The following is a 26,942-nucleotide window of genomic DNA, read 5'->3' on the forward strand; positions in this document are numbered from 1 at the left end:
CCTTCAATCCCGGCGAGAAGTGGCAAATCATGGTGTTGCTGTGAAATTTGTGGCCTTAAACGGCGTTTCCCGGCGTATTTTTGCCCATCACAGGGTTCGTCCTGGCTCGCGAGAACGTTTGCCGAAGCCGTAAACGCAGGCAGGCGAAACGTTCTTTTTCGCCGGATTGGCAACCCGATTCAAAGCCCACAAAAGAGCCTCCACAAAAGCCCTCGACCGACCAGACAGAAGATGACTCTCAACCAGAAACTCCGCTCGATGATCGCGATCCTCTGGATCGGCCTGCTCCTGATCGTAGCCTTCGGCGCGTGGCAAAGCCGCGACGGCATGATTCGCGAACGGCGCACGCAGCTCGTCACGCTCATCGACGAAGCCCAGAGCATCACCCAGTACTACTACACACTTTCGCAGCGCCATACGCTCACCGAAGCCGATGCGCAAAAGCAGGCGCTCGCCGTGCTCGGCTCGATCCGCTACGGCACCGACGGCTACCTCAGCGTCAACAATTCGCAGTCGGTCATGCTGATGCATCCCATCAAGCCCGAGCTCGACGGCAAGATGCTCGCCGACTTCACCGACCCCGCGGGCCGGCACCTGTTCGTCGAGCTCTCGCAGATCGCGAACCAGCCGGGCGGCGGCTTCGTCAACTACCTGTGGTCCAAGCCCGGCCACACCGAGCCGGTGCCGAAGCTGAGCTACGCGAAGCGCTTTGCGCCGTGGGACTGGGTAATCGTGACCGGCATGTACATGGACGACGTGCGCAGCGCGTTCTACGCGAACCTCGCGCGCTGGCTGCTCGTGACCTTCGTGCTCGGCGGCGCGGCCACGATCGTGATGGTGCTCGTGGTGCGCAGCGTGCGCGCGAGCATCGGCGGCGAGCTCGAAGTCGCCGTCGAAGCGGCCAACCGCATCGCTCACGGCGACCTCACCTCGCAGGTGCAGACGCAGGGCGCCGATGCAAAAAGCCTGATGCGTGCGCTCGCCACCATGCAGGGCGCGCTCGTGCAAACGGTCGCGCGCGTGCGCAGCGGCGCCGAGAACATCAACGTGGGCGCCAACGAGATTGCCGCGGGCAACACCGACCTTTCGCAGCGCACCGAGGAGCAGGCGGCGGCGCTCGTGCAGACCGCATCGAGCATGGACCAGATGACCGCCAACGTGCGCCAGAACGCGGACAGCGCGCAGCACGCGGCAACGCTCGCGAGCGAGGCCGCCGAAGTCGCCACGCGCGGCAACGCCGTCGTGGGCGACGTGGTGCGCACGATGGGCGACATCACGACGAGCTCGCAGCAGATCGGCGACATCATCGGCGTGATCGACGGGATTGCTTTCCAGACGAATATCCTCGCGCTCAACGCGGCCGTGGAAGCCGCGCGCGCGGGCGAGCAGGGCCGCGGCTTCGCGGTGGTCGCGGCGGAGGTGCGCAGCCTCGCGCAGCGCTCGGCAGCGGCGGCCAAGGAGATCAAGGCGCTGATCGAAAAGTCGACGGGCACGGTGGCCGAGGGCCAGCAGCTCGTGAGCAGCGCGGGCTCGACGATGAGCGAGATCGTGCAGTCGGTGCGGCGCGTGCACGAGATTCTCGAAGAGATCAGCCATGCGTCGCGCGAGCAGAGCGCGGGCATCGAGCAGGTGAACCGCGCCGTGGGCGAGATGGACCAGGTGACGCAGCAGAACGCGGCGCTCGTCGAGGAAGCCGCGGCGGCCGCGCATTCGCTCAAGGACCAGGTGACGGGACTGCGCGAGTCGATTTCGAGCTTCAGGCTGCCGATGCACGCCTGAAACCGCTTCAGGAGACGCCGTGGGCTGCGTGCGGGCAAGCCTGCGGCATTCAAAATTTCAATTTAATTACACTATGTTTACAATAATGCGCTATTGAATCCCTGCGGAATCCCCCGCCCCACCCCGATGATCCGCTCCAGGAAACCGCCGCGCGACCCGCACGCCACGGCGACCCGCCATCCGATGCTGTCGCCGCGGCTGCCCGCGTGGCGCTCGAAGTTCATCGTGTTCGTCACCTTCGCAGCCTTCGCCGCGCTCGCGGGGCGCGCGCTCTGGGTCCAGGTCGTCAATCACGACTTCTACGTCAAGCAAGGCCAGAAGCGCTATCAGCGCACGCTCGAACTCGACGCCATGCGCGGGCGCATCGTCGACCGCAACGGCGCGCTGCTCGCCGTGAGCCTCGAAACCTTCGAGATCTGGGCCAATCCGCGGCTGCTCGACGAAGCCGCCTATGCGCCGCTCGCGAAGCTGCTCGACATGCCGCTCGCGGAGCTGCGCCGGCGCCTGCCGCGCGAGCGCTCGTTCGTGCTGCTCAAGCGCCAGGTCGACGCCGACACCGCGGCCCATATCGACGAAATGGCCACCGGCGGCATCACGCTGATCGCCGACTCGAAGCGCTTCTATCCCGAGGGCGAATCGGCGGCGCACGTGGTGGGCTTCACCGATATCGAGGACAGCGGCCAGGAAGGCGTCGAGCTCGCGGCCAACGCGCGCCTGCGCGGCACGCCCGGCCAGCGCGAGGTGATCCGCGACCGGCTCGGCCGCGTGATCTCGGAGCCGAGCGAACGTGTGCTGCCGAAGAACGGCGACACGGTGCAGCTCACCGTCGACCGCCGCATCCAGCAGCTCGCCTATACGCAACTGAAGGCGGCCGTCACGAAGAACCGCGCGGAAGCCGGCAGCGTCGTGGTGCTCGACGCCCAGAGCGGGGAAATCCTCGCGCTCGCCAACTGGCCGTCGTTCGATCCCAACAACCGCGCGCGCCTGACGGGCCGCCAGTTGCGCAACCGCGCCGTGATCGACACCTTCGAGCCAGGCTCGACCATCAAGCCGCTCGTCGCGGCGCTCTCGATGGACCTGCACAGGGTCAACGCCAATACGATCATCGACACCTCGCCGGGCACGTATCGCATCGGGCCCGCCGTGATCCACGACACCTCGAACCACGGCCGCATCACGGTGGCGCAAGCCATCCAGATGTCGAGCAACATCGCGCTCGCGAAGCTCGCGCTGAACCTGCCCGCGCAGACCATCTGGAACAAGTACCAGGAATATGGCCTCGGCATGCGGCCCGAAGTGACCTTCCCCGGCGCCGCCGCGGGCCGCGTGCGGCCCTGGGCGCGCTGGCGTCCGATCGAGCAGGCGACCATGGCCTACGGCTACGGCCTCTCGGCCTCGCTGCTGCAGATCGCGCAGGTCTACACCGCCTATGCCGGCGACGGCACGATGTACCCCGCGAAGCTGCTGCGCGAGACGCCGGGCCCACAGGGCACCGTCGCCGCGGGTGTCGCGCCGCGCGCCGTGACGACGCCCGCCACGGCGGCGTCCATGCGCCGGATGCTGGAAATGGCGACGAGCCAAGGCGGCACCGGCCGCGCCGCGAACGTCGAGGGCTACCGGATCGGCGGCAAGACCGGCACCGCGCGCAAGCAGATCGGCTCGGGTTACGCGAAGAACCGCTATCGCGCGCTGTTCGTCGGCATGGCGCCGATGAGCGCGCCGCGCGTGATCGTCGCGGTGATGATCGACGACCCCGCGGGCGGCTCGTTCTATGGCGGGACCGTCGCGGGGCCCGTATTCTCGGGCGTGATGCAGGGCTCGCTGCAATTGCTCGGCGTTCCCCCGGATGCCTGATTTTGCCTGGGCCCGCCCGGGCCCGCCTGGGGCTGCCTGGGGCTGCCTGGTCCCTGCTTGATCTCGCTCGATCGCGCCGCCCCGCTCAGGCAACGGCTCCCCGCCTCGCGCGCAAAGGCCTGACAACGCCAGCCGACACCCGGCCCGCTCCGGCGCGGCGCCTGCTTTCACGGTATGCTCGCAGCTTTCCCCCGGCGCGAGCGCGCCGCACGTCAGCGCCACCCATCTGGACATCGTCATGAGCTACCTGCCCCAACTGGCCGGCATCGCCGGCGTCATGCTGCTCGCATGCGCGAGCCCCGGTCCCGACATGCTCGCCGTCACCTCGCATGCGTTCGCACGCCGCCGCGCGGGTCTGTTCGTGGCCGCCGGCATTTCGACGTCGCATGCGCTCTGGGCGACGCTCGCCGTATTCGGACTCGGGCTGATCCTCGCGCAACTCGCGTGGCTCTATGAGGGCATCCGCATCGCGGGCGCGGTCTATCTGCTGTATCTCGGCGCGCGCACGCTCATGAGCCTGCGCCAATCGCCGGGCGCGGCGGCAGCGCCCGCGCTGGCCGCAACGAAGGCCGCGAGCGGCGCGCAGGCGTATCGGCGCGGTTTGCTGGTCGGGCTCACGAACCCGAAGGCCGCGGCGTTCTTCGGCAGCCTGTTCGTCACGCTGCTGCCCGGCCATGCGCCGATGTGGGTACACGCCGCCACGGTGGTCACGGTCGCCGCCGTGTCGATCATGTGGTTCAGCGGCATGGCGCTGTTGTTCTCGACCGGCCGCGTGCAGCGCGGCTATCAGAAGCTGCGCCGCCCCGTCGATGCGGTGATGGGCAGCGTGCTCGTCGCGCTCGGCGCGCGGCTCGCGCTCGATCATTGAGTTGAGCTGAGCTGAGCAAAGTTTCAACCGGGGGGCAAGACCGACGCTCGCCGCTGCGCTGCCATGTCACCATGGCGGCGCGCTCGCCAACATCCTTAGTGATGCAGATAAACTGCCGGGCCGCCGCTACGCACCGGCGCGGGACCGCCGGCCTCGCCCGTCTGCACGGGTTGGGCGCCGTAGCCCGATTGCGCGAGATCCTGCTGCTGCACGATCCGCGCTGCGTCGGCGCGCCGTGCCTCGAGGCGCCGCATCGCGGCCTGCACGTTCTCGGGATAGTTGACCTCGTTGGCCATCGCGGGGCGGTAGCCCACCGATTCCAGATCGACCAGTTCCTGTAGCACCTGTGCGCGCGTCACCGGGCCGTTGTGGATGGACTGACCGAACGAGATCGCGGGCGCTATCGCGATCATCGAAACCAGTGCCGTGCGTAGTATTGCGTTCTTCACCGTATTCTCCGAGGGTCTGGGCGGACTCGCTGCGTGGGCCGTCTTGCACAAGCAACCGGCGAGTCGATGTGACCAGTCTACGCAGCAGGCCCACGCGTAAAAATGGGCCCCGGAGGGAAAGATATTTGCTGAGCGCGGAAAATTGGTGAGGACTTCTGCGCAGGGCGCACAGCCCCTCAAATCTGATCGCGCCCGAACGCGCGCAGCGCGCCGAGATCCACCACATCCACTCGGTTGTACGAGAGCGTGACGAGCCCTGCGCGCTCGAGCGTCTGCAGCGCCTGATTCACGCGCTGCCGCGACGCGCCCGCCAGCATGCCGATCTCCTCCTGCGAGATCTCCAGTGCGTTGCCCGTCTCCGGATACAGGTCGGGATTGAACATCTGCGCGAGCGCCTGGGCCACGCGCGCATCGACGTCGAGCAGGCGGCTGTTCTGGATCAGCGCGATGAACTCGCCCATGCGGTTATTCAACTGATGGATCACGAAGCGGTTGAACGGCAGGCTGCTGTCCATGAGCCGATGAAACGTATCGGCGGGCACGGCCATCACCAACGAGGGCTGCAGCGCGATCACGTCGTATTTGCGCGGCTCGCGCTTGATCACGCTGCCCTCGCCGAACCAGCCGCCGTGCGGCACGCCCGAGAAGGTGCAGCCGCGCCCCGACGCATTGAAGATCGCGAGCTTCACGAGCCCGCTGCTCACGCCCAGCCAGTACGCGGAGGGCGCCTCGCGCGCCGCCACGATCGCACCTGCGGCCCACGCCTGCGCATGCGACGTTTCGAGCACCCAGGCGCGATGCTCGGGCGCGAGCGCGCGAAACCACGCGCAGCGCTCGAAGAGCGCCGCGAGGCGCGCCGCGTCGCGCGCATCGATGCGGCCTTGGGCCATCCAGCCCGGAGCAAGCGGGTCAAGCGGGTCAAGCGGCTCAGACGGCTCTTTATCCGGGGGCATAATGGGCTGCGTCATAGCGCTTACCTCGATGTGGGGCGTGCGTGGCGCCAGAAAGGGCGGCTCTGTCGCGCCGGCGACAGACTCTTGCGCGCCGTCCTGCTACGGTAGCGCGAATCATACCGATAAACCGGCAACCGGCCCGCCCCGGGCCCCCGCATGGGAAACGCATCAGGAGACAGCGCCATGTCGCACCCGTACGAAGAAGGGCTCGCGCAATGCGAAGCCAATTACGTCCCGCTCACGCCCATCGACTTCATCGCGCGCGCCGCCGAAGTCTACGGCGAGCGTCCCGCGATGGTCTACGGCGACGTGCGCCGCAACTGGCGCGAGACCTACGCGCGCACGCGCCGCCTCGCGAGCGCGCTCGCGCGTGCGGGCATCGCGCGCGGCGACACCGTCGCGGTGCTGCTCCCCAACATCCCGGCGATGGTCGAAGCGCACTTCGGCGTGCCGATGGCCGGCGCCGTGCTCAACACGCTCAATACGCGGCTCGACGTCGCGACCATGCTGTTCATGCTGCGTCACGGCGAAGCCAAAGCGCTCATCGTCGACACCGAATTCGCCGCGCTCGCGCAACGTGCGGCGCTCGAATTTCCGGAGCTGAAGATCGTCACCGTGGCCGACGTCGCGCCCGCGGACCCGGAACACTTCCCGCGCGGCATCGACTATGAGGCGTTTCTCGAACAGGGTGACCCCGAGTTCGCATGGCAACCGCCCGCGAACGAGTGGGACGCCATTGCGCTCAACTACACCTCGGGCACCACCGGCGACCCGAAGGGCGTCGTCTATCACCATCGCGGCGCGTATCTGAACGCGGTGAGCAATATCCTCGAATGGGATCTGCCCAAGCACGCGGTGTATCTGTGGACGCTACCGCTCTTTCATTGCAACGGCTGGTGCTTCGCATGGACCGTGGCGGCGCGCGCGGGCGTGAACGTGTGCCTGCGCAAATTCGATGCAAAGCTCGTGTTCGCGCTGATCCGCAACGAAGGCGTCACGCACTATTGCGGCGCGCCCATCGTGCAGGGCGCGCTCGCCGACGCGCCCGCCGAATACCGCGCGGGCATCGCGCACACGGTGCGCACGATGGTCGCGGGCGCGCCGCCCGCGCCCGCCGTGATCGCGAAGATGAAGGCGATCGGCATCGAGCTCACGCACGTCTACGGGCTCACCGAGGTCTATGGCCCGGCTTCGGTGTGCGCGGTCCAGGACAGCTGGAAGACGCTGCCCGAGGACGAGCAGGCGCGCCTCGCCGCGCGCCAGGGCGTGCGCTATCACTTGCAGAGCGGCATCAGCGTGCGCAATCCCGCGACGATGGAACCCGTGCCGAACGACGGCGCCACGCTCGGCGAAATCATGTTCCGCGGCAACATCTGCATGAAGGGCTATCTGAAGAACGAGCGCGCGACCGAAGAAGCATTTCGCGGCGGCTGGTTCCATACCGGCGATCTCGGCGTGATGACCCCCGACGGCTACGTGCGCATCACCGACCGCAGCAAGGACATCATCATCTCGGGCGGCGAGAACATTTCGAGCATCGAAGTGGAGGACACGCTGTATCGCCATCCCGCGGTCGCGCTCGCGGCCGTCGTGGCGATGCCCGATGCAAAGTGGGGCGAAGTGCCGTGCGCATTCGTCGAGCTGCGTGAAGGTGCGAGCGCAACGGCCGAGGAGATCATCGCGCATTGCCGGCTCTTCCTCGCGCATTACAAGGTGCCGCGCGTCGTGAAGTTCGGCGAATTGCCGCGCACGGCCACGGGGAAAATCCAGAAATACGAATTGCGCATGCAAGTGGGTTCGCAAAGCGCAATCGATCTGGGCAAATCGGAAAATACGTCCAAACTCTCGAAATGAAGGGTATTTGAATGTTTAACGATTTAAAAATGAAAGATTATCCCGTGGCAGCCGGCGGTCTCGCGCAGCCGCCGGCACGCTAATGTTACGGCTTCTGACAACCCGACCCTTTGAAATTTCACGGGAAATATTCAGAAAGCGTCTGTAATCCGTTATGCGTCAAGGGTCAACTGTCAAATGCGTAATTTTTGGGCGGTGTTCAGCCCGAAATGAAAGATTACAAGTAGTCACGTATTTGAAGTCTTGCTCTCGGTAAGCTTGATCTCGTGGTCGGGCGCAACGCAATGCGTGACGACAACAAACCCGAAGAGGAGGAACGAACATGAATACGAAGAGCTGGAAGACCCCCGCACGTGCGCTTGCCGCTGCGCTGCTGGCCGGTGGTGCGCTGATGGGTGCCTCGAGCGCCTTCGCCCAGTCCGCGCCGTACGCACTGCGCGCCGACTCGACGCCGCAGTACGGCGAAGCGCACATGATTCCGGTGGGCGTGCAGTTGTCGATCGGCTGGCACGACAATCGTTACTGGGACGGCCACCGCTATTGGGAACGTGACGAGTGGATGCATCATCATCCGCACGATCCGGGCCCTCCGGGCTGGCACGACCATCGCGACGACCATCGCCCGCCGCCGCCCCATTACTGATCGAGGCGTAGCCACGCCGCCGCGCTTCGCGGCGGTCCAGCCGAGGCCGCTTTCCCCCGAAGGGAAACCGGCCTCGCTGCATTTTCTCCCAATTGATTCGATATCCGAATCAATTGCAAGGTAGATGAATGCAGGGAGAGCCCAGGTAATCAAGCTAGATTGAAAGCCGTCGGAAGCCCGCGGAAACCCGTCGAAAGCGCGTCGACAGTAATGGCTGGTAATGGCCGGTGCGTTGCCTCTTGCGCGGCACGGAGGTAACGTTAGCGGGCGTTTCGTTCCCCGGAGCGCACGGTGTATTCTCATTGCCCCGGCCGGTTGCGGCTGGGGCTTTTTTTCGGCCTGATTCAGTCGATGAGCTTGTTCAGCGTGGCGAATTCAATGAGCGCCGCCAGCGACGAAACGCCAAGCTTGTCGAGCACGCGCGTCTTGTAAGTGCTGACCGTCTTGTCGGAGAGACCGAGCCGCGCCGCCACGCCCTTGTTGCTCATGCCGCGCGCGAGATATTGCAGCACCTCCACCTCGCGCGGCGAGAGCCCGTTGAGCGCCACGTCGCGGCCGCCGCCGCAACTGCCCGCCGGAAAGCAGTCGTAGCCCAGCAGCACCGCCTTCACCACGCCGCACAGCTCTTCCACGCCGCGGCTCTTGCTCACGTAGCCGTTTGCGCCCGCGATGCGGGTATGGTTCGCCATGACCTGCTCCGGCTTCGCCGAGAGCACGAGGATGCGCGTGGCGGCCTGCCGCGCGCGGATGCCACGAATGACCGAAAGGCCGTCCAGCTTCGGCAATTCGAGATCGAGAATAACGAGATCGGGCTGCAATTCGTGCACGACGCGCAGGCCCTCTTCGCCGTCGCTGCATTCGCCCACCAGTTCGTATTCGGTATGCAGGACGTTGGCGAGCATCTTGAGGACGATGGGATGATCATCGATAACCACGATGCGCTTCATTTTTTGTTCCATTTTTCCGGGCGTGAGCTGATGTGCCTTTCGGCACGAGAATGACAAGCCTGAACGACACCCCTACCTTTGTGTATAAGAAAGATCTGAAACGAAGCCAGCCAATTGACAAGGGTTAACCCGCAGCGCGGTCATTTGAAACTAACTAACGCGTGAATTAGACTGGGGCGATGAACGCGCGTCGGACCACCGCTGAATCGCCACCTCAAGCCTCCGCGACCGGAGCCAGCAAACCTCGCGGGCGTCGTCGCGCCGGCGACGATCTCGACATGCGCGAGCGGTTGCTCGCCTGCGCGACGCAGCTCTTCGCCGAGCAGGGCATCGCCGCCACGACCATGGCGCAGATCGCCGCCGCCGCGGGCGTCACGGCGGCCATGGTCCACTACTACTTCACCAATCGCGAGAAGTTGCTCGACGCCGTGGTCGAGGAGCGCATCGCGCGCTCCATCGCCTATGTATGGGCCAGCGCGGACAGCGACGCCGCCGACCCGCATGCACTCGTCCAGGAGCTCGTGGCGAGGCTCTTCGAAGTCACTGAGCGGCAGCCGTGGCTGCCGCCGCTCTGGCTGCGCGAAATCGTCAACGAAGGCGGCCTGCTGCGCGAACGCATGCTCAAGCGCCTGCCCATCGAGCAACTGCAGCGGTTCGTCGTTCATGTCGGCGCCGCGCAGCGCGAGGGCACCGTCAATCCCGATCTGGAGGCGCCGTTGCTCTTCATGTCGATCCTCGCGCTCGTCATGCTGCCGCTCGCGACCTCGAAGCTCTGGCAGAGCACGCGCGGCCTGCCCAGGGTCGAGCGCAACGCGCTGCGTCGTCACGTCACTGCGCTGCTGGCGGGCGCCATGCGCGTGCCAGCGGCCGCCGCCGGCGAGACGCGTGATGCCAGCGCCGCGCCCGAGAGTCCGCCCGCACAGACGCGCAAGCGTCCCACTTCCGGGAGCGCGCCATGAGCCGGTTCCAGCGTTCGTTAGCCGCCCGCCAGGCTCACGCCCCTATGCGCCGCAAGGCTTCGTCCGGGCGCGCCGCCGCCCCGCGTGCGATCGGCGCCGCCACCCGGGCGACGCTCGTAGCACTCGCCGCCGTGGCCGCGCTCGGCGCGTGCTCGCGTCAGGAGCCGCCCGTCTGGCAGGGCTATGTCGAAGGCGAGTACGTCTATCTCGCGTCGTCGCAATCCGGCACGCTGACCGAGCTCGACGTCCAGCGCGGCCAGACGGTCGCCGCCTCGGCTCCCGTCTTCGCGCTCGAAGCCGTCGACGAGACCGCCGCGCGCGACGAGGCGCGCCATCGTCTCGCCGCCGCGCAGGCGCAGCTTGCCGACCTGCAGACCGGCAAGCGCCCGCCCGAGGTGCGCGTGACCGAAGCGCAGCTCGCGCAGGCCGAGGCCACCGCGCGCAAGGCCGCGCTCCAGCTCACGCGCGACGAGGCGCAATTGCGCGCGGGCGGCATCGCGCAGGCGCAGCTCGACGACTCGCGCGCGCAGGCTGCATCGAGCACGGCGCAGGTGCGCGAGTTGCAGAATCAGGTCCGCGTCGCGAATCTGCCCGGGCGCGTGGCGCAGATCGCGGCTCAGGCCGCCGATGTCGACGCCGCGCAAGCGACGCTCGCCCAGGCGCAATGGAAGCTCGATCAGAAGCGCGTGGCCGCGCCGGCCAGGGGGCTCGTCTACGACACGCTCTATCGCGTGGGCGAATGGGTGCAGGCCGGCAGCCCGGTCGTGCAGATGCTGCCGCCGCAGAACGTCAAGTTGCGCTTTTTCGTGCCCGAAACCGTGGTCGGCTCGCTCGCGCCGGGGCGCAAGATTCTCGTGCACTGCGACGGCTGCGCCGCCGACGTGCCCGCGACCATCAGCTGGGTCTCGAACGCCGCCGAGTACACGCCGCCCGTCATCTACAGCAACGAGCAGCGTGCGAAGCTCGTATTCATGATCGAGGCGCACCCCGCCGGAGAGGACGCCGCGAAGCTCCATCCAGGCCAGCCGGTGGAGGTGCGGCTGCAATGAGCGCAACGGGCGCCGACAAAGGCAATGGCAATGCTCCGCCGCACGGCACGCACGAGCACGGCGACCTGCGCTACGCGATCGACGTGCACAACCTCAACAAGCATTTCGGCGACAAGCACGTGGTCAACGACGTCTCGCTGCGCGTCGCGCCCGGCGAGATCTTCGGCTTTCTCGGGCCGAACGGCAGCGGCAAGACCACCTCGATTCGCCTCATGTGCGGCCTGCTCACGCCCGATTCGGGCTCGGGCACCTGCCTCGGCTACGACATCGTGCGCGAGAGCGCGCAGATCAAGCGGCGCGTGGGCTACATGACACAGCGCTTCTCGTACTGGGACGACCTCACGATCCGCGAGAATCTCGACTTCGTCGCGCGCATCTACCGCATGCCGCGGCGGCGCGAATGCGTCGATCGCGCGCTCGAATCGCTCGGTCTCGCGAGCCGCGCGAACCAGCTCACGGGCGCGCTCTCGGGCGGATGGAAGCAGCGTCTCGCGCTCGCCGCGTGCATGCTGCACGAGCCGCGCCTGCTGCTGCTCGACGAGCCCACCGCGGGCGTCGATCCCAACGCGCGGCGCGACTTCTGGGAGGAACTGCACCGGCTCGCCGCGCTCGGCATCTCGGTGCTCGTGAGCACGCACTACATGGACGAGGCCGAGCGCTGCCACAAGCTCGCGTATATCGCCTGGGGCAAGCTGCTCGCCCAAGGCACCGCCGCCGAGGTGATCGCTTCGCAAAACCTCGAAACGTGGGCGATCCACGGCGGGCAGCTCACGGCGCTCTCGACGCAACTGCGCGCCATGCCGGGCGTCGAGCAGACGGTGGTGTTCGGCGCCGTGCTCCATGCGAGCGGCAGCGATCACGCGGCGCTCGCGGCCAGCATCGAACGCGCGGTAGCGGGCACTTCGTTGCGCGCGCAACGTATCGACACGGGTCTGGAAGACGTGTTCATTCATCTGATGAGCAGCACCCGCGACAACTACGGAGGCACAGCCTGATGTTCAAGCTGAACCTCGCGTTCTCCGTGTCGCGCTGGTGGAGCATCGTGCTCAAGGAGTTCCTGCAGCTCAAGCGCGACCGCGTGACGTTCGCGATGATCGTCGGCTTGCCGATCGTCCAGCTCACGCTGTTCGGCTACGCGATCAACACCGATCCGAAGCACCTGCCCACGGCCATCGTCGTCGGCGAGGACAGCCCTTTTTCGCGCAGCTTCGTGGCGGGTATGAAGAATTCGGCCTATTTCGACGTGATCGAGACGCTGCCCGACGAAGCCTCGGCGCGGCATGCGCTCGCGCGCGGCAGCGTGCAGTTCGTGCTGAGCATTCCCGTGGACTTCTCGCGGCGCCTGCTGCGCGGCGAGCGGCCTTCGCTACTGGTCGAGGCGGACGCGACCGATCCCACCGCCATCACCACGGCGCTCGCCGCGTTGCCGGGACTCGTCGCGCCCGTGGCCGCGAAGGACCTGACCGGGCCGCTCGCGCATCTGAACGGCGCGCCCGCCGCCTTCGACGTGCAGGTCCACCGTCTCTACAACCCCGAAGGCATCACGCAGTACAACGTCGTGCCGGGCCTCATGGGCGTGATCCTCACGCTGACGATGGTGATGATGACGGGCCTCGCCATCACGCGCGAGCGCGAGCGGGGCACGATGGAAAACCTGCTCGCGATGCCCGTGCTGCCGATCGAGGTCATGACCGGCAAGATCGTGCCCTACGTGGCGATCGGCCTCGTGCAGGCAACGATCATCGTGGTCGCCGCGCGCTTCGTGTTCGATGTGCCGTTCGCGGGCAGCCTCGTGGCGCTCTATCTCTCCGCGCTGCTGTTCATCGCCGCGAATCTCACCGTGGGCATCACGCTCTCCTCGCTCGCGCAGAACCAGTTGCAGGCGATGCAGCTCGCCGTGTTCTACTTCCTGCCGAATCTGCTGCTCTCGGGCTTCATGTTTCCGTTCGCGGGGATGCCGCGCTGGGCGCAGCGGATCGGCGACCTGCTGCCGCTCACCTACTTCAACCGGCTCGTGCGCGGCATCCTGCTCAAGGGCAACGGCTGGACCGACCTGTGGCCCTCCGTGTGGCCGCTCGCCGTGTTCGCGGCGGTCGTGATGGCGATCGCGGTGCGCTTCTACCGGCGCACGCTGGATTAGGACCGCGATCATGAAACCGGTCATGAAACGTTACGCGCCGCCGCTCGTGTCCCTTGCCTCCGTCACCGTGCGGGCGCCGTTGCTCACGTGGCTACTTGCTACAGCGCTCGCGGGCTGCACCGTCGGCCCGGACTTCCATGCGCCAGCCGCACCGCAGGCGCCCAACTACACGCGCGCGCCGCTGCCCGACGCCACGGCGTCGGCGCCGGGACCGGGCGGCGCCGCGCAAACCTTCACGGCGGCCGCGCACGCGCCGCGCGCATGGTGGAAGCAGTTCGGCAACCCGGCGCTCGATACGCTCGTGGACCAGGCGCTAGATTCGAGCCCGACGCTCGATTCCGCGCGCGCGAAGCTCATTGAGGCGCGCGAAAACTACAACGCGCAGGCGGGCGCGACGCTCTTTCCCTCCGTCGATCTGAAGCTCTCCGGCACGCGCCAGAAGATCGACCTGGCCGCGTTCGGCATCACCCAGGTGCCGAATCCGGCGCCGTTCACGCTTTACGATGCCTCGGTCAGCGTCTCCTATGTGTTCGACCTGTTCGGCGCCAACCGGCGCGCGCTCGAAGCCACGCTCGCGCAAGTCAATTATCAGGAATACGAACTGGAGGCGGCACAGCTCACCGTAGCAGGCAACGTGGTCGCCACGGCAATCCGCCGTGCGGCGCTGAAAAGCGAGATCGAGCTCACGCAACGCCTGATCGACGCACAGACGCAGCAGCTATCGATCATGGAAGCGCGGCTCGCGGCAGGCGGCATTGCGCGGCTCGACGTCCACAGCCAGCGCACGCTGCTCGCGCAAACGCGCGCCACGCTGCCGCCGCTCACCACGCAGCTCGCGCAGACCGACCATCAGCTTTCGATCCTGCTGGGCGTGGAGCCCTCCAGCCCGGCCTTGTCCGCACAGCTCGATGCGCTCACGCTCGACGCGCTGCCGCTGCCCGATACGCTCGCGCTCACGCTGCCTTCCACGCTCGCGCGCGAGCGGCCCGACATTCGCGCAGCCATTGCGCTGCTCCATCAGGCGAGCGCGAACGTCGGCGTGGCGACGGCCAATCTCTTTCCGCAGATTTCGCTTTCGGCGAGCGTGGGCTCGGAGCGCACGCGCGTCGAGGACGTGATCAGCGGCCTGAACATCTGGAACGTGGGCCTCGGCCTCGCGCAGCCGGTCTTTCACGGCGGCGAATTGCGCGCGAAGCGGCGCGCGGCTCAGGCCGCTTACGAGGCCGCGTTGGCCGACTACAAGCAGACGGTGCTGCAGGCGCTCCAGCAAGTCGCCGACACGCTGCACGCCTTGCAGGACGACGCGCTGGAATTGCAGACCCGCGACGACGCCGCGCGCGAAGCACAAGCCAGCGCCGCGATCGCGCACGATCGCTACGCGGCGGGCGGCGTGAGCGAATTCGATCTGATCGACGCGCAACGCCAGGCGCTGCAAAGCGCGCTCGACCGCACACGCGCGCAGGCCACGCGGCTCGCGGACACGGCCGCGCTCTATCAGGCGCTAGGCGGCGCGGCGTTGCCGGGCGTGGCCGCGCGCTAGCGCCAGTGCCGCGCACCGGCGCGCGATGGCCGGCTGCCGGCTGCACCATTACAAATGGCAAACGGCGGGCGATCCGTTCGCCGCTCCCCGCCCGCGCGGGCGCGAAAACACCGCTTGCCAGGCGGCAACCGTTGATTCACGCGGCAACTGTCCGTTTGCTTTCGCTTGCAGGCGCGCTGCGCGACAATGACCCTCCCCCTGCTCCATCCGCAATCATCCGTCCACGAGAGTCACGCATGAATCAGGCATCGCATTCCCCCGCCCAGCCCACGCCCACGCCCACGCATAGCGAGATCGTCGCCGCCGGCGCGCTCGAGCTCTCGCAATGGATCCGCCTGCGCAAGGTCTCCTGCCGCGAAGTGATGAGCGCCTTCCTCGACCACATCGAGCGCGTGAACACGCCGGCCAACGCGATCGTCTCGCTGCGCGAGCGCGCCACGCTGCTGGCCGAAGCCGACGAACGCGACGCCCAACTCGCGCGCGGCGAATACCTCGGCTGGCTCCATGGCATCCCGCAGGCGCCCAAGGATCTCACGGCGACGGCGGGCATCCCCTCCACGCAGTGCTCGCCGATCTTCCGCGACGAAGTGCCAAAGGCCGACGCGCTCGTGGCCGCGCGCATGCGCGCGCAAGGCGCCATCTTCATCGGCAAGACCAATTCGCCTGAGTTCGGCCTGGGCTCGCACACTTACAACACGGTGTTCGGCACCACGCTCAACGCTTATGACCCCACGCGCAGCGCGGGCGGCAGCAGCGGCGGCACGGCCGTGGCGCTCGCGCTGCGCATGCTGCCCGTCGCCGACGGCAGCGACATGATGGGGTCGCTGCGCAATCCGGCGGGCTGGAACAACATCTTCGGCTTCCGGCCTTCGCAAGGGCGCGTGCCTTCGGTGCCCGCCATCGACGTGTTCTACAACCAGCTCGGCTGTGCCGGGCCGATGGGCCGCAACGTCCCCGACCTGGCCATGCTGCTCGCCACCCAGGCCGGCTATGATGCACGCGCCCCGCTTTCGATCGCCGACGATCCGGCGCAGTTCACAGGCCCGCTCGCGCGCGATTTCAGCGGCGCGCCCTCTGGCGGGGCGCGCATTGGCTGGCTCGGCAACTACGACGGCTATCTGCCGATGGAAGACGGCGTGCTCACGCTCTGCGAAGCGGCTCTCAAGGACTTCGAAGCAATTGGCTGCAAGGTCGACGCCACGCGTCCCGACTACGCGATGGACAAGCTCTGGGACTGCTGGTGCACGCTGCGTCACTTCTCGGTGGCGGGCACGCTGGGCGCGCTCTGGCGCGATCCCGCGAAGCGCGCGCTGCTCAAGCCCGAGGCGCAATGGGAAGTGGAAGGCGGCCTGAAGCTCTCCGGCGAAGACGTGTGGAATGCAACGGTGGCGCGCACGCAGTGGTACAACGCGTTGCTCGCGCTGTTCGAGCACTATGACTATCTCGTGCTGCCGAGCGCGCAGATTTTCCCGTTCGACGCGAAGGAGCACTGGCCGAAATCCGTCGCGGGCCGCACGATGGATACCTATCACCGCTGGATGGAAGTGGTGATCGGCGGCACGCTCGCGGGGCTGCCCGTGATGTGCGTGCCGGCGGGCTTCAATGCGCAAGGGCTGCCGATGGGGCTGCAGGTGATCGGCAAGCCGCAAGCCGATCTTTCGGTGCTGCAGCTCGGGCATGCCTACGATCAGGCCACGCAGTGGGTGAAGCGGCGTCTGCCCGCGGTGCTCGGGGCGTGAACGACGCTTGATCGACGCCTGATCGATACCTGATCGACGTTCGAGGCAAAAGCGGCGCGCAAGCGCCGCTTTGCATTTCAGGGCTGCATTTCAGCCCTTCACCGCACGCGCCGCATTCCTGCCGCGCAGCCATTCGAGCGCCAGCAGCAGGCAGGTCGAGAACACGATCAGGATCGTTGCGAGCGCAGCGATCGTCGGGCTGATGTTCTCGCGGATGCCCGTAAACATCTGGCGCGGCAGCGTCGTCTGGTCGGCGCCTGCGAGAAACAGCGTCACCACCACCTCGTCGAACGAGGTCGCGAACGCGAACAGCGCGCCCGAGATCACACCGGGCGCGATCACGGGCAGCGTGATGCGAAAGAACGTCGTAACCGGATTCGCGCCGAGCGAAAGGCTCGCGCGCACGAGGTTGTAGTTGAAGCCCTGCAGCGTGGCCGACACCGTGGTCACCACGAACGGCACGCCCAGCGCCGCGTGCGCGAGGATCAGCCCCAGATAGGTATTGGCGAGCCCGAGCGGCGCGAAGAACAGATACATGCCCACGCCCACCACGACCACGGGCACGATCATCGGCGAAATGAGCACGGCCATGAGCAGCGCCTTGCCGCGGAAGTCGGCCTTGGTGATGCCGATGGCCGCGAGCGTGCCCAGCACCGTCGCCACGAGCGTCGCCGCGGGCCCCACGATGAAGCTGTTCTTCGCGGCCATGCGCCACTCGTCGGACATCACGAGGTTCTGATACCAGCGCAGCGACCAGCCCGGAATCGGGTAGACGAGAAACGTGCTCGACGAAAACGAGAGCGGCACGATCGCGAGCACGGGCAGCACCAGATAGAGCAGCGTGAGCACGGCGAGCCCGCGCAGCACGAAATACCAGATGCGTTCGATGCCCGAGGTATGCGGCGCAAACAGCGGTTTCGCGAATTTCATGTCAAATGCCTCCGTTAGCCGAGGCTCAGTTGCGTGCGCGTGAAGCGCCCGTAGACGAAGTACAGCACGGTGGTCGCCACGAGCAGCAGCGCGCCGAGCGAGCACGCCATGCCCCAGTTGATCGACACGTTCGTGAAGTACGCCACGTAGTAGCTCACCATCTGGTCGGCGGGACCGCCCAGCAGCGCGGGCGTGATGTAGTAGCCGATCGAGAGGATGAAGACGAGCAGCACGCCCGCGCCGATGCCCGGATACGTCTGCGGCACGTACACGCGCCAGAAGGCCGCGAACGGATGGCTGCCGAGCGAGACGGCCGCGCGCTGGTAGGTGGGCGGGATCGACTTCATCACGCTATAGAGCGGCAGCACCATGAACGGCAGCAGGATGTGCGTCATCGAGATGTAGACGCCCACACGGTTGAACAGCAGCGTGAGCGGCGTGGAAATGATCCCGGTGCCCATCAACGCCTTGTTGACCAATCCTTCGCTCTGCAGAATAACGATCCACGCGGCCACGCGCACGAGAATCGAAGTCCAGAACGGAATCAGCACGAGGATCATCACGAGATTGGCGCGGCGCTCGGGGAGCGTCGAAATCCAGTACGCGAGCGGATAGCCGAGCGCGAGCGCGAACAGCGTGACGAAGACGCTGATCACGAAGGTGCGGCCGAACACGGCGATATAGATCTGCTGGTCGGGGTCGGCGGCAATGATGTGGCCGAAGGCATCCTGCCGATGATCGAGCGACGCGAGCAGATAGAACGGCGAGTAGCGGCCGCTGTTCTTCGCAATGGCCTGCCAGTACGTCACGTCGTTCCAGCGGTCGTCGAGCTCGACGATTTTGGCGCGCGTTTGCGCGGGCGTGAGCTTGAGCGGATGCCCGTCGTCGTCGGCGAGCGGCATCGCGCGCGCGGTCTTGGCCACGAGCGAGCGATAGCCCGCGATCTCCACGTTCAGGCGGCGCGCGAGCGCGCCCATGGCGTCGCCGTCCTGCACCGCCGCGAGATCCTGCGCGAGCGCGGCAAACGCCGCGTCGGGCGGCGCGCTCTTGCGGTCCCAGCCGCTCAACGCGGCCACGGTATGCGGCAACGCGCTCGCCACTTCGGGATTCTGCACGGCACGCGTGAGCAGCGCCGCAATCGGCACGACGAAAATCAGCAGCAGAAAGATCGCCAGCGGCGCAATCAGCAAGAGCGCCATCGTGCGCTTCTTTGCCTGCGCGAGCCGCAGTTCGCGCTTCAGGCGCGCAACCGATTCGCCTGCGTTGTCGGTCGCGTTACCGGCTGTCGTTATAGATGTCAACTCAGTCTCCCGCACTCGCCTCGAAGGCCCTCGCCCCGAAGCGGCAGGCCGCGTGCGCCCCGTGCTGCGCAGCGCATGCGGCCCTCCTCCGTTATCGCGCGAGCGCCGCTTACTTCGCAGCCCACGAGGCGAAGCGCTGCTCGAGCTCGTCGCCGTGATCGGTCCAGAACGTGAGGTTCTGCTGCACCGCGTTCTTGCCGTTCTTCGGCGAATTCGGCAGGTTTTCGAGCGTCTTCTCGTCGAGCGCCTTGATCGCCGCTTCATTCACGGGGCCGTAGGCGATGTGCTGCGCGTAGACCTGCTGCGGCTTGGGCGAAAGCGTGTACGCGATGTACTGGAGCGCCTGCGCCTTGTTCGGCGTGCCCTTCGGAATCGCCCAGTAATCGAGGTCGTAGATGCTGCCGTTCCATACGACCTTGAGGTTCTTGCCTTCGCGCTGCGCGGCGTCGATGCGGCCGTTATAGGCCGTCGACATCACCACGTCGCCGGCCACGAGGAATTGCGGCGGCTGCGCACCCGCCTCCCACCACTGGATGTTGGGCTTGAGTTCGTCGAGCTTCTTGAACGCGCGGTCCTGGCCCGCCTTCGTCGAGAGCACCTTGTAGACGTCCTGCGGCGCGACGCCATCGGCCATCAGCGCGAATTCGAGGTTGTACTGCGCGCCCTTGCGCATGCCGCGCTTGCCCGGGAATTTCTTCACGTCCCAGAAGTCGGCCCAGCTCGTGGGCGGCGTCTTGAGCTTGTCGGCGTTATAGGCGAGCGCCGTCGACCACACGAAGAAGCCCGCGCCGCAAGGCTGCTGCGCGGCCTTGAGGAAGTCGGCCTTGTTGCCGAGCCTGGACCAGTCGAGCTTCTCGTAGAGGCCTTCGTCGCAGCCGCGCGCGATGTCGCCGGTCTCCACTTCCACGACGTCCCAGTTCACGTGCTTCGCTTCGACCATCGCCTTGACCTTGGCCTGCTCGCCGTTGTACTCGACGGCCGTGACCTTCGTGCCGCTCTGCGCCTGGAACGGTTCGTTGAAGGCGACCTTCTGCGCGTCGCCGTTCGCGCCGCCGAAGTTCACGACCGTCAGTTCCCCGGCGTGCGCCACGCCGCACGAGAGTGCGAGCGCTGCCGCGAGCGCCCCAACGCGCAAGTTGCCGATCTGCTTCATGGTGTAGTCCCCTTCTCCTTGGTGGTTTGTTTTCGCGCTTGAGTGCGTCATGCGAAGACACGCAGATGCTCGGGCGCGAACTCGAGCGCGACCGGCTGGCCGGGCGCGAAGGCTTCGAGCGCCTCGGTGCCGAGCGGCACCTTCACGAAGCACTCGTCCTGATGGGGCAGACCGCAGCGCATGCGCACGTGGTCGCCGAAGTAGATGAGACCGCGCGCCTCGCCCGCCAGCGCGTTCGCGCCATGGCGCGCCCGCCCGTTTGCGGCATCGGCGCCGTGCGCCGCGAGCTTCATGCGCTCGGGCCGGATGCAGGCGATGGCATCGGCGCCCGCCTGCGCGCCGGCCACGTTGCGGCCTTTGAGGCGCGAGCCGTCGGCGAGGTGGAGCTCGCAGAATTCGCCGTCGACGGCCGCGATCTTGCCGCGCAGCCGGTTGCTGTCGCCGATGAAGTTCGCCACGAACTCGTTGCACGGCGATTCGTAGAGCCGGTCCACGCTGTCGAGCTGCTGCACGATGCCCTTGTCGAACACCGCCACGCGGTCCGACATCGTGAGCGCCTCGCCCTGGTCGTGCGTGACGTAGACGAACGTGACGCCGAGTTTTTCGTGCAAGGACTTTAGTTCGTACTGCATATGTTCGCGCAGTTGCTTGTCGAGCGCGCCGAGCGGCTCGTCCATGAGCACGAGCTTGGGCTGGAACACGAGCGCGCGGGCGAGCGCGATACGCTGCTGCTGGCCGCCCGAGAGCTGGGCGGGATAGCGCCTGGCGAAGCTCTCCATGCGCACCATCTTGAGCGCGTCGTTCACACGCGCGGCGCGCTCGGCCGCCGGCACCTTGCGCACGCCGAGCGGATACGCCACGTTCTGCTCGACGGTCATATGCGGAAAGAGCGCGTAGTTCTGGAACACCATGCCGATCTCGCGCTTGTGCGGCGGCACGTTGTTGAGCAGCTTGCCTTCAAGGCGGATCTCGCCGCCGGTGGGAAATTCGAAGCCCGCCAGCATCATCAGGCAGGTGGTCTTGCCGGAGCCGGAAGGCCCGAGCAGCGTCAGGAACTCGCCCTGATAGATGTCCAGATCGAGTTGCTTGACCACCAGCGTCTCGCCGTCGTACGTCTTGCGCACGCCGCGAAAGCTGACGATCACCTCCGAGGTTTTCATCGCCCTGTCTCCTCTTCTTGCTGCTCTCTATTGCCCGGTTACATCCGACACCATTAATTTATTCTGACGCAAAGATTAACCGGATCTGACGTGCGGATTACTATAGACGCTCACGGCTCTATCTAATGGAGCCATTTCATTAATCTCGATGGAACCACTTGGTCATGGTCATCCTGTCCGACTGGCTCGCCGCGCAACTCGACAAAACCTCGGCGGAACCGGTCTACCGCCAGTTGCTGCAACTGATGCAGCAGGCCATCCTGACCGGCCGGCTCGCGCCCGGCGCGAAGCTGCCCAGTTCGCGCCTGCTCGCGGGCGACCTCGGCATCGCGCGCAACACGGTGCTGCACGTCTACGACCAGTTGAGCGCCGAGGGCTACGTGCTCTCGACCACGGGCAGCGGCACCTATGTTGCCGACACGCGCCCCGACTCGGCCGCCGTGGGCCCGCGCCCGAACGCCGTGACGCGCGCCGTGCCCGAGCCCTTGCCGCGCGGCGACATGTCGATGCGCGGGCAGCGCCTGATCGACGAAGCCGGCGTCTCCGCGCGGCAATGGGGCGCGTTCATGCCCGGCGTGCCCGACGTGGCCGAATTTCCCGCGCGCACGTGGAGCCGCCTGCAGTCGCGGCTCTGGAAATCGGCGAGCCCCGACCTCCTCACCTACGCGTCGGGCGGCGGCTACCGGCCGCTGCGGCGCGCGCTCTCGGACTATTTGCGCGTGGCGCGCTCGGTGCGCTGCACACCCGACCAGATCATCATCACGACCGGCATCCATCAGTCGATCGATCTCGCGATGCGCATGCTCGCCGACACCGGCGACCGCGCCTGGGTGGAGGAGCCCTGCTACTGGGGCGCGCGCAGCGTGCTGCAGGCCTCGGGCCTCAAGCTCGCGCCCATTCCTGTGGACGACGAAGGATTCAATCCGCGCGAATCGGACCTGCGCCATCCGCCGCGCATCGCGCTCGTCACGCCTTCGCATCAATATCCGCTCGGCATGGTGATGAGTCTCGCGCGGCGCCGCATGCTGCTCGAATACGCGCGCCAGCACAAGGTCTGGATCATCGAGGACGACTACGACAGCGAGTTCCGCTACGGCAGCCGCCCGCTCGCCTCGCTGCAAGGACTCGACGATGCGGGCCAGGTGATCTACGTGGGCAGCCTCGGCAAGCTGCTGTTTCCGGGCTTGCGCGTGGGCTATATGGTCGTGCCCGAGCGGCTCGTGGGCGCGTTCCGCACGGGCGTGGCCGAGCTCTACCGCGAAGGCCAGCTCATGCAGCAAGCCGTGCTCGCCGAATTCATCATGGACGGCTATCTCACCACGCACGTGCGCCGCATGCGCACGCTCTACGGCGAGCGGCGGCAATTGCTGATAGACGCCGTGACGCGGCATTTCGGCGACGCGCTGCCGGTCATGGGCGAGGAAGCCGGCCTGCACTTCGTGCTCGGCTTGCCCGAGCATTGCGACGACCGCGTCGTTACCGCAGCGTCGTACGAGGCGGGCGTGATCGTGCGACCGCTGGCGTCCTATTACTTCGGCAAGCAGCAACGCAAAGGATTGCTAACGGGTTATGCGTGCGTGCCGCACGAGGCAATCGGGCCCGCGTTCGCCACGCTCGCGCGCGTGATCGAGACGCATGCGTTTGGAACTTCGGGGACCTCTGGAATCACCGGCACGCCACGCGAGCGCGCGGCGTAAGAAAACGCGAGTGGCATGCAGAGCGTCCCCCGCATGCCCACCGTCACTTGAGCCCGAAGTCGACGCGTGTGGTCGCGCCCTTGTCGTCGATGCCCTTCGCGTCGAGCTTGGGCGCCACCACGAACACGCGGCTCGGGTCGACCTTGCCGTCGAAATACTGCTGCACGGCCTGGGCGCGCCGTTGCGCGAGATCGCGTAGCGTAGCGTCGTCCACGGGCGCGTGCTCGGCGAGCGCCTGCTTCATGTCGTCGACGGGCAGCGTCTTCGTGAAGCCGATCATGTTGTGCGGCTTCTTGAAGTCCGCATCCTTATAGGCCTTTGTCAGGTATTTTTCGTATTCCTTCGGATCGACCTGCACCTGCGAGGTATCCACGCTCTCGCCGTTGCCCACGGTGTCCTTCACCTTCTGCTGGCGCACGAGGCGGTCCACGTACTTCTCGCGCAGCGCGGGCGTGTCCACGGCCGGATCGACGCGGCCGATCAGGTCGATCTTGATCGACGGCTTGTCGTCGAGCGCCTTCGCGATCGTGTCGAGCTTCTTGTTGTCGGCGTCGGTGAGCTTGGCCGAGCCCGGCGTGAATTCCACGTAGCCGAGCTCCTCGCCGCCCCCGCCGAACGCATTCGCGAGCAGCGAGAACGGCGCGGTCACGGCCTTCGCGATCAGGTTGAGCACCGCGCGCCAGATCAGGCCGCCGATGCTGAACTCGGGGTTCGAGAGCGAGCCCGAGACCGGAATGTTCACGTCGATTTCGCCGCGCCGGTTCTTGAGCAGCGAGATCGCGAGACGCACGGGCAGCTTCGTGGCGGTGTCGTTATCGATGTGATCGCCGAACGTGAGCTGATCGATGAAGATATGGTTGTTCGCCGTGAGCTGGTCGTTCGCGAGCTGGTAGTGCAGATCGACGTTGAGCTTGCCCTTCGTGATCGGATAGCCCGCGTACTTGGCCGAATACGGCGTGAGATTGGTGAGCTCGATGTCGTGCGCGCTCGCGGTGAGGTCGAGCGAAGGCTTCGCGATGAGCGGGTTCACCGTGCCCTTGATGGAGAGCGGCCCGTTGGCCGCGAGCTTGGCCGAGACGTCGACGGGCGCGGGCGTGGTCGACTCGGTGCCGAACGCGCCCACCGTGCCCTGGATCTGCACGAGGTTGGCGCTGTAATTCGGCTTGATGAAGTTATCGGTGTAGGTCACGCGGCCGTTCTGCAGCACGAGCTCGCCGAAGTGCAGGCGCACCGGATGCTTGGGCGGCTGCGCGGCGGTGACTGTCGCCGGCGCGGGTACCGGCGCCGAAGCCTGCACGGGCGCCGACGCGAGCGGCGCGCTCGCCGCCTGCGGCGTGAGCGGCACGGGCTCGTGGCCGCTCGTGTCGCGCGTGAGCGACTGCGCCTGGCCGCTCTGGTGCGCCACCACGTCCTTGAGATTGAGCTTGCCTTGCGCGTCGAGCAGCACGCGCCCGTAGAAGCCCGCGAAGGTCACGCGGCTCGCGTCCACGTCGGTGCCGCGCTCGTCGTCGTAGCTCGCCTTGAGGTTCGAGAGCGCGAGCGAGCGCCAGCCCGCGAACGGATCGGAGGTCGCCTTGTCGAGCATGCGCACGTCCACGAGCGCCGCGTCGCCGCGATAGTCGGCCTTGAGCGCGTTGCCCTGCTCCACGGAGAGCTGCCCCTTCATGTTGAGCAGCGCGCTCGCGATCACCGCGTTCAGCTGGTTGCCGAAGTACGGCTCGAACGCGGCGGCGTCGAGCCGGTTCGCGTCGATCTTGAACTTTGCCGTGAGCGGCGTGGGATTCACGTCGCCGTTGAGCGCGAGCGTGCCCTTCTTGTTGATGGTCGCCTTCAGGTCGATGGGCAGCGCGTGCTTCATGTCGTCGCTGATCTGCTGGACCTTGAGGTCGAGCGGCGCGACGGCGAGCTTGACCGGGCGCGGCGTCGTGCTGTCCGTGAAGTTGATCGAGCCGCCGCTCACGCTCACGGAATCGATCTTGTAATGCCACGCCGGGCCTTCCTTCACCGACTTCTGCGCCGCGTGGATCGCCGTGCGCTCGGGCGCGGCCTCATGGCCGCCCGCAAGCTGCATGAGGTCGATCTTGCCGTCCTTCATGCGCTCGACGTTGATGTCGAGGCCGCTCGTCTCCACCGAGGCGATCTGCGCGGTGCGCGCCGCCAGATCGACCGCGCTCACCTGCACCGTGCCCTTCGCGAGCGCCACGGCCGGCGTCTTCGCGCCGCGCGCGGCGAGCTTGAGCCCGTCGAGATTCAGCGTGCTCGCGCCCACCTGCACGGCGGCGGGCTCCTTGGCCCAGTCCGCCTTGACGGTCGAGTCGAGGCCCAGCTTGCCGTCGAGGATCTGCGCGGCCGTCACGCCGTCGAGATAGGGCTGCACGCGCGGCAGCGCGAGGTTGTTCAGCGCGATCTTCGCGTCGGCGCTCTTCGCGGCGAGGCCGACGGTGCCCGAGACCTGCGCCGTGCCGCCGTCGCTCGTGTTCAGCGCGAGGGTGTAGGCCGCGGGCGTTTTCGCGACCGTCGAGAAGTTCGTGAGCGTCGTGGCGACGCTGCTCAGGTCCACCTCCACCGGCCGCGACGCCGCCTCGTCGTGCACGTGCACCGTGCCGCCCGTGATCGCGAACTGGCGAATCGAGAGATCGAGCGGCGCAGCCTTGGCCGCAGGCGCGGCCTGTGCGCCCGATGCCGCGGGCGGAGCAGCCGCGACGGCGCTCGCGGCACCGTTCTGCGTGCTCGTTTGCGCACTCGTTTGCGCGCTTGCCTGCGTACCTTGGGCCGCGCCCGCCTCGGCCTTCGCCGCCGGCGCGCCGGCCAGCTTCTCGACGTTGAGCACGCCGGCCTTGTCGCGCGCGATCCAGGCCGTGGGCGCGTCGATGCGGATCGTGTCGAAGCGATAGACGTTACTGAACGGTTCGAGCGACGTCGCCGCCACATGCAGGCCGCGCGCGGCGAACAGCGGCGCATTGGCGTTGTCGGTGGCGTCGACGTCGTCGAGATCGGTCGTCCCGGAAACGCGCAGCGTCGGCTTCTCGTCCGACATCACGAAATCGAGCTTGAGGTTGGTCGAGAGCTTGCCGCTCTTCAACGCCACGGGCAGCTTCGTGGGCGCGTAGGTGAGCAGCTTCGGCACGTCGAGATCGCTCAGGCGCAGCTCGACCTCCGATTCGCGCGACGCGGCGAACGGCTTGGTCTTGCCGTCGATCGCGAGCGTGCTGGCGCCGTCGATGCGCGCGCGTAGCATCGGCTGAACGAAGATATCGGTCTTCGAAGGCAGCGTGGCGATGAACGGAATGCCAAGCGACCAGCGGTCGATCACGTGCTTTTCGTTGAGCAGACGGTCGTCGAAGGTGATCTGGCCGTTCTCGACGCTGATGTTCGAGACCGAAAACTGCGCGGGCTTGCTGCTGGGTTTTTCGGAAGGCTTCGAGAATTTGTCGATGAGGTCCGAGAAGTTGAAGCGCTGCGCATCGAGCCGCACGATGGTCGCGCGCGGCGAGTCGAGCCGCACTTCGTCGACGATGGGCGCGGCGCGGAAGATCGACGACCACGACGGCTGCACGACGAGTCTTTCGACATCGAAGAAGTCGCCCTGGCCGCCGCGCTCGCCGATATGCACGCGGTCGGCCTCGAGCCGCAGCGTGTAGGGATTGAGCCCGATGCGCCCGATCGTGACGGGCCGCTCGAGCAGCTTGCTCAACTGCTGTTCGGCGATGTGGCGGATGAGCGGCGGCGCGGCAAAGAAGCCGAGCAGTCCGAACACCACGAGGAAGATCGCGATGCCGGTGAAGATGCGCCGTGTGCGAGGCGCGCGCGCGACAGCGCGCACTGATTGCAAGGAAGTAGTCAGCGATGCTTTGTTGAGGCTTGCCATACTTGCCGGCCAGTGACGCGGCGACGAATGCGCCGCGGGTAGTGAGACTGAGTTGGCTC

20 protein-coding genes are annotated in these 26,942 nt (G+C 66.8%); 12 read left to right on the forward strand and 8 right to left on the reverse strand.

Features of this window, described 5'->3' with window-relative positions:
• Positions 1–231 precede the first annotated feature (231 nt).
• From U5775_RS31260 to U5775_RS31270, 3 genes are all read left to right on the forward strand, one after another.
• Positions 232–1,779 (forward strand): methyl-accepting chemotaxis protein, encoded by a 1,548-nt coding sequence (locus U5775_RS31260; protein WP_322061991.1) that lies wholly within the window; start codon positions 232–234, stop codon positions 1,777–1,779.
• A 126-nt stretch (positions 1,780–1,905) separates the two neighbouring features.
• Positions 1,906–3,633, forward strand: a complete 1,728-nt coding sequence (locus U5775_RS31265; RefSeq protein WP_322061992.1) for a penicillin-binding protein 2 — start codon at positions 1,906–1,908, stop codon at positions 3,631–3,633.
• A 238-nt stretch (positions 3,634–3,871) separates the two neighbouring features.
• Complete coding sequence (locus tag U5775_RS31270) at positions 3,872–4,501, forward strand: LysE family translocator (RefSeq protein ID WP_322061993.1); 630 nt, start codon at positions 3,872–3,874, stop codon at positions 4,499–4,501.
• 95 nt (positions 4,502–4,596) lie between these two features.
• Here U5775_RS31270 and U5775_RS31275 read toward each other — a convergent pair whose 3' ends face one another.
• Positions 4,597–4,950 carry a DUF4148 domain-containing protein gene (locus U5775_RS31275; protein ID WP_322061994.1) on the reverse strand — a complete coding sequence of 118 codons (354 nt, stop codon included), beginning with the start codon at positions 4,948–4,950 and terminating at the stop codon, positions 4,597–4,599.
• A gap of 176 nt (positions 4,951–5,126) precedes the next feature.
• Positions 5,127–5,840, reverse strand: a complete 714-nt coding sequence (locus tag U5775_RS31280; RefSeq protein WP_322062020.1) for a Crp/Fnr family transcriptional regulator — start codon at positions 5,838–5,840, stop codon at positions 5,127–5,129.
• 246 nt (positions 5,841–6,086) lie between these two features.
• Here U5775_RS31280 and U5775_RS31285 point away from each other — a divergent pair, with 246 nt between their 5' ends.
• Both U5775_RS31285 and U5775_RS31290 read left to right on the forward strand, forming a co-directional pair.
• Positions 6,087–7,757 carry an acyl-CoA synthetase gene (locus tag U5775_RS31285; protein ID WP_322061995.1) on the forward strand — a complete coding sequence of 557 codons (1,671 nt, stop codon included), beginning with the start codon at positions 6,087–6,089 and terminating at the stop codon, positions 7,755–7,757.
• A 322-nt stretch (positions 7,758–8,079) separates the two neighbouring features.
• Entirely contained in the window at positions 8,080–8,400 is a 321-nt protein-coding gene (locus tag U5775_RS31290; protein WP_322061996.1) for a hypothetical protein, read from the forward strand.
• A 344-nt stretch (positions 8,401–8,744) separates the two neighbouring features.
• Here the strand turns inward: U5775_RS31290 and U5775_RS31295 are convergent, their stop codons facing one another.
• Complete coding sequence (locus U5775_RS31295) at positions 8,745–9,347, reverse strand: response regulator transcription factor (protein ID WP_322061997.1); 603 nt, start codon at positions 9,345–9,347, stop codon at positions 8,745–8,747.
• 278 nt (positions 9,348–9,625) lie between these two features.
• Here U5775_RS31295 and U5775_RS31300 point away from each other — a divergent pair, with 278 nt between their 5' ends.
• From U5775_RS31300 to U5775_RS31325, 6 genes are all read left to right on the forward strand, one after another.
• Positions 9,626–10,306 carry a TetR/AcrR family transcriptional regulator gene (locus U5775_RS31300; RefSeq protein WP_322061998.1) on the forward strand — a complete coding sequence of 227 codons (681 nt, stop codon included), beginning with the start codon at positions 9,626–9,628 and terminating at the stop codon, positions 10,304–10,306.
• Positions 10,307–10,350: 44 nt separating this feature from the next.
• On the forward strand, positions 10,351–11,355 hold the full coding sequence (locus U5775_RS31305) for an HlyD family secretion protein (RefSeq protein WP_415913695.1): 1,005 nt from the start codon (positions 10,351–10,353) through the stop codon (positions 11,353–11,355).
• Positions 11,352–12,350 carry an ABC transporter ATP-binding protein gene (locus U5775_RS31310; RefSeq protein ID WP_322062000.1) on the forward strand — a complete coding sequence of 333 codons (999 nt, stop codon included), beginning with the start codon at positions 11,352–11,354 and terminating at the stop codon, positions 12,348–12,350. Before U5775_RS31305 ends, U5775_RS31310 begins: the two co-directional genes overlap by 4 nt.
• Complete coding sequence (locus U5775_RS31315; protein ID WP_322062001.1) at positions 12,350–13,495, forward strand: ABC transporter permease; 1,146 nt, start codon at positions 12,350–12,352, stop codon at positions 13,493–13,495. Before U5775_RS31310 ends, U5775_RS31315 begins: the two co-directional genes overlap by 1 nt.
• 10 nt (positions 13,496–13,505) lie before the next feature.
• Positions 13,506–15,035, forward strand: coding sequence for an efflux transporter outer membrane subunit (locus U5775_RS31320; protein ID WP_322062002.1), 1,530 nt, complete (start codon positions 13,506–13,508; stop codon positions 15,033–15,035).
• A gap of 236 nt (positions 15,036–15,271) precedes the next feature.
• Complete coding sequence (locus U5775_RS31325) at positions 15,272–16,774, forward strand: amidase (RefSeq protein ID WP_322062003.1); 1,503 nt, start codon at positions 15,272–15,274, stop codon at positions 16,772–16,774.
• A gap of 90 nt (positions 16,775–16,864) precedes the next feature.
• Here U5775_RS31325 and U5775_RS31330 read toward each other — a convergent pair whose 3' ends face one another.
• The 4 genes from U5775_RS31330 to U5775_RS31345 form a co-directional block, all read right to left on the reverse strand.
• On the reverse strand, positions 16,865–17,704 hold the full coding sequence (locus U5775_RS31330; protein WP_322062004.1) for an ABC transporter permease: 840 nt from the start codon (positions 17,702–17,704) through the stop codon (positions 16,865–16,867).
• 14 nt (positions 17,705–17,718) lie between these two features.
• On the reverse strand, positions 17,719–18,996 hold the full coding sequence (locus tag U5775_RS31335; RefSeq protein ID WP_322062021.1) for an ABC transporter permease: 1,278 nt from the start codon (positions 18,994–18,996) through the stop codon (positions 17,719–17,721).
• A 118-nt stretch (positions 18,997–19,114) separates the two neighbouring features.
• Entirely contained in the window at positions 19,115–20,158 is a 1,044-nt protein-coding gene (locus U5775_RS31340) for an ABC transporter substrate-binding protein (RefSeq protein WP_322062005.1), read from the reverse strand.
• Between the two features lie 47 nt (positions 20,159–20,205).
• On the reverse strand, positions 20,206–21,318 hold the full coding sequence (locus U5775_RS31345) for an ABC transporter ATP-binding protein (protein ID WP_322062006.1): 1,113 nt from the start codon (positions 21,316–21,318) through the stop codon (positions 20,206–20,208).
• A 164-nt stretch (positions 21,319–21,482) separates the two neighbouring features.
• Here U5775_RS31345 and U5775_RS31350 point away from each other — a divergent pair, with 164 nt between their 5' ends.
• On the forward strand, positions 21,483–23,015 hold the full coding sequence (locus tag U5775_RS31350) for a PLP-dependent aminotransferase family protein (protein ID WP_415913694.1): 1,533 nt from the start codon (positions 21,483–21,485) through the stop codon (positions 23,013–23,015).
• 43 nt (positions 23,016–23,058) lie between these two features.
• Here the strand turns inward: U5775_RS31350 and U5775_RS31355 are convergent, their stop codons facing one another.
• Positions 23,059–26,883: a DUF748 domain-containing protein gene (locus tag U5775_RS31355; protein ID WP_322062008.1), complete on the reverse strand. Its 3,825-nt coding sequence runs from the start codon at positions 26,881–26,883 to the stop codon at positions 23,059–23,061.
• Positions 26,884–26,942: the final 59 nt, after the last annotated feature.

Origin of the sequence: Paraburkholderia sp. J63 (assembly GCF_905220245.1) — a bacterium.
Classification (GTDB): Bacteria; Pseudomonadota; Gammaproteobacteria; order Burkholderiales; family Burkholderiaceae; genus Paraburkholderia.

Excerpts from the sequence above, each read along its gene's own strand:
- U5775_RS31305 (WP_415913695.1), top strand. The coding sequence starts at position 10,351 with ATGCGCCGCAAGGCTTCGTCCGGGCGCGCCGCCGCCCCGCGTGCGATC.
- U5775_RS31350 (WP_415913694.1), top strand. The coding sequence starts at position 21,483 with ATGGTCATCCTGTCCGACTGGCTCGCCGCGCAACTCGACAAAACCTCG.
- U5775_RS31280 (WP_322062020.1), bottom strand. The coding sequence starts at position 5,840 with ATGGCCCAAGGCCGCATCGATGCGCGCGACGCGGCGCGCCTCGCGGCG.
- U5775_RS31355 (WP_322062008.1), bottom strand. The coding sequence starts at position 26,883 with ATGGCAAGCCTCAACAAAGCATCGCTGACTACTTCCTTGCAATCAGTG.
- U5775_RS31290 (WP_322061996.1), top strand. The coding sequence starts at position 8,080 with ATGAATACGAAGAGCTGGAAGACCCCCGCACGTGCGCTTGCCGCTGCG.
- U5775_RS31315 (WP_322062001.1), top strand. The coding sequence starts at position 12,350 with ATGTTCAAGCTGAACCTCGCGTTCTCCGTGTCGCGCTGGTGGAGCATC.
- U5775_RS31260 (WP_322061991.1), top strand. The coding sequence starts at position 232 with ATGACTCTCAACCAGAAACTCCGCTCGATGATCGCGATCCTCTGGATC.
- U5775_RS31330 (WP_322062004.1), bottom strand. The coding sequence starts at position 17,704 with ATGAAATTCGCGAAACCGCTGTTTGCGCCGCATACCTCGGGCATCGAA.
- U5775_RS31295 (WP_322061997.1), bottom strand. The coding sequence starts at position 9,347 with ATGAAGCGCATCGTGGTTATCGATGATCATCCCATCGTCCTCAAGATG.
- U5775_RS31345 (WP_322062006.1), bottom strand. The coding sequence starts at position 21,318 with ATGAAAACCTCGGAGGTGATCGTCAGCTTTCGCGGCGTGCGCAAGACG.
- U5775_RS31265 (WP_322061992.1), top strand. The coding sequence starts at position 1,906 with ATGATCCGCTCCAGGAAACCGCCGCGCGACCCGCACGCCACGGCGACC.
- U5775_RS31325 (WP_322062003.1), top strand. The coding sequence starts at position 15,272 with ATGAATCAGGCATCGCATTCCCCCGCCCAGCCCACGCCCACGCCCACG.
- U5775_RS31310 (WP_322062000.1), top strand. The coding sequence starts at position 11,352 with ATGAGCGCAACGGGCGCCGACAAAGGCAATGGCAATGCTCCGCCGCAC.
- U5775_RS31340 (WP_322062005.1), bottom strand. The coding sequence starts at position 20,158 with ATGAAGCAGATCGGCAACTTGCGCGTTGGGGCGCTCGCGGCAGCGCTC.
- U5775_RS31285 (WP_322061995.1), top strand. The coding sequence starts at position 6,087 with ATGTCGCACCCGTACGAAGAAGGGCTCGCGCAATGCGAAGCCAATTAC.
- U5775_RS31320 (WP_322062002.1), top strand. The coding sequence starts at position 13,506 with ATGAAACCGGTCATGAAACGTTACGCGCCGCCGCTCGTGTCCCTTGCC.
- U5775_RS31300 (WP_322061998.1), top strand. The coding sequence starts at position 9,626 with ATGCGCGAGCGGTTGCTCGCCTGCGCGACGCAGCTCTTCGCCGAGCAG.
- U5775_RS31270 (WP_322061993.1), top strand. The coding sequence starts at position 3,872 with ATGAGCTACCTGCCCCAACTGGCCGGCATCGCCGGCGTCATGCTGCTC.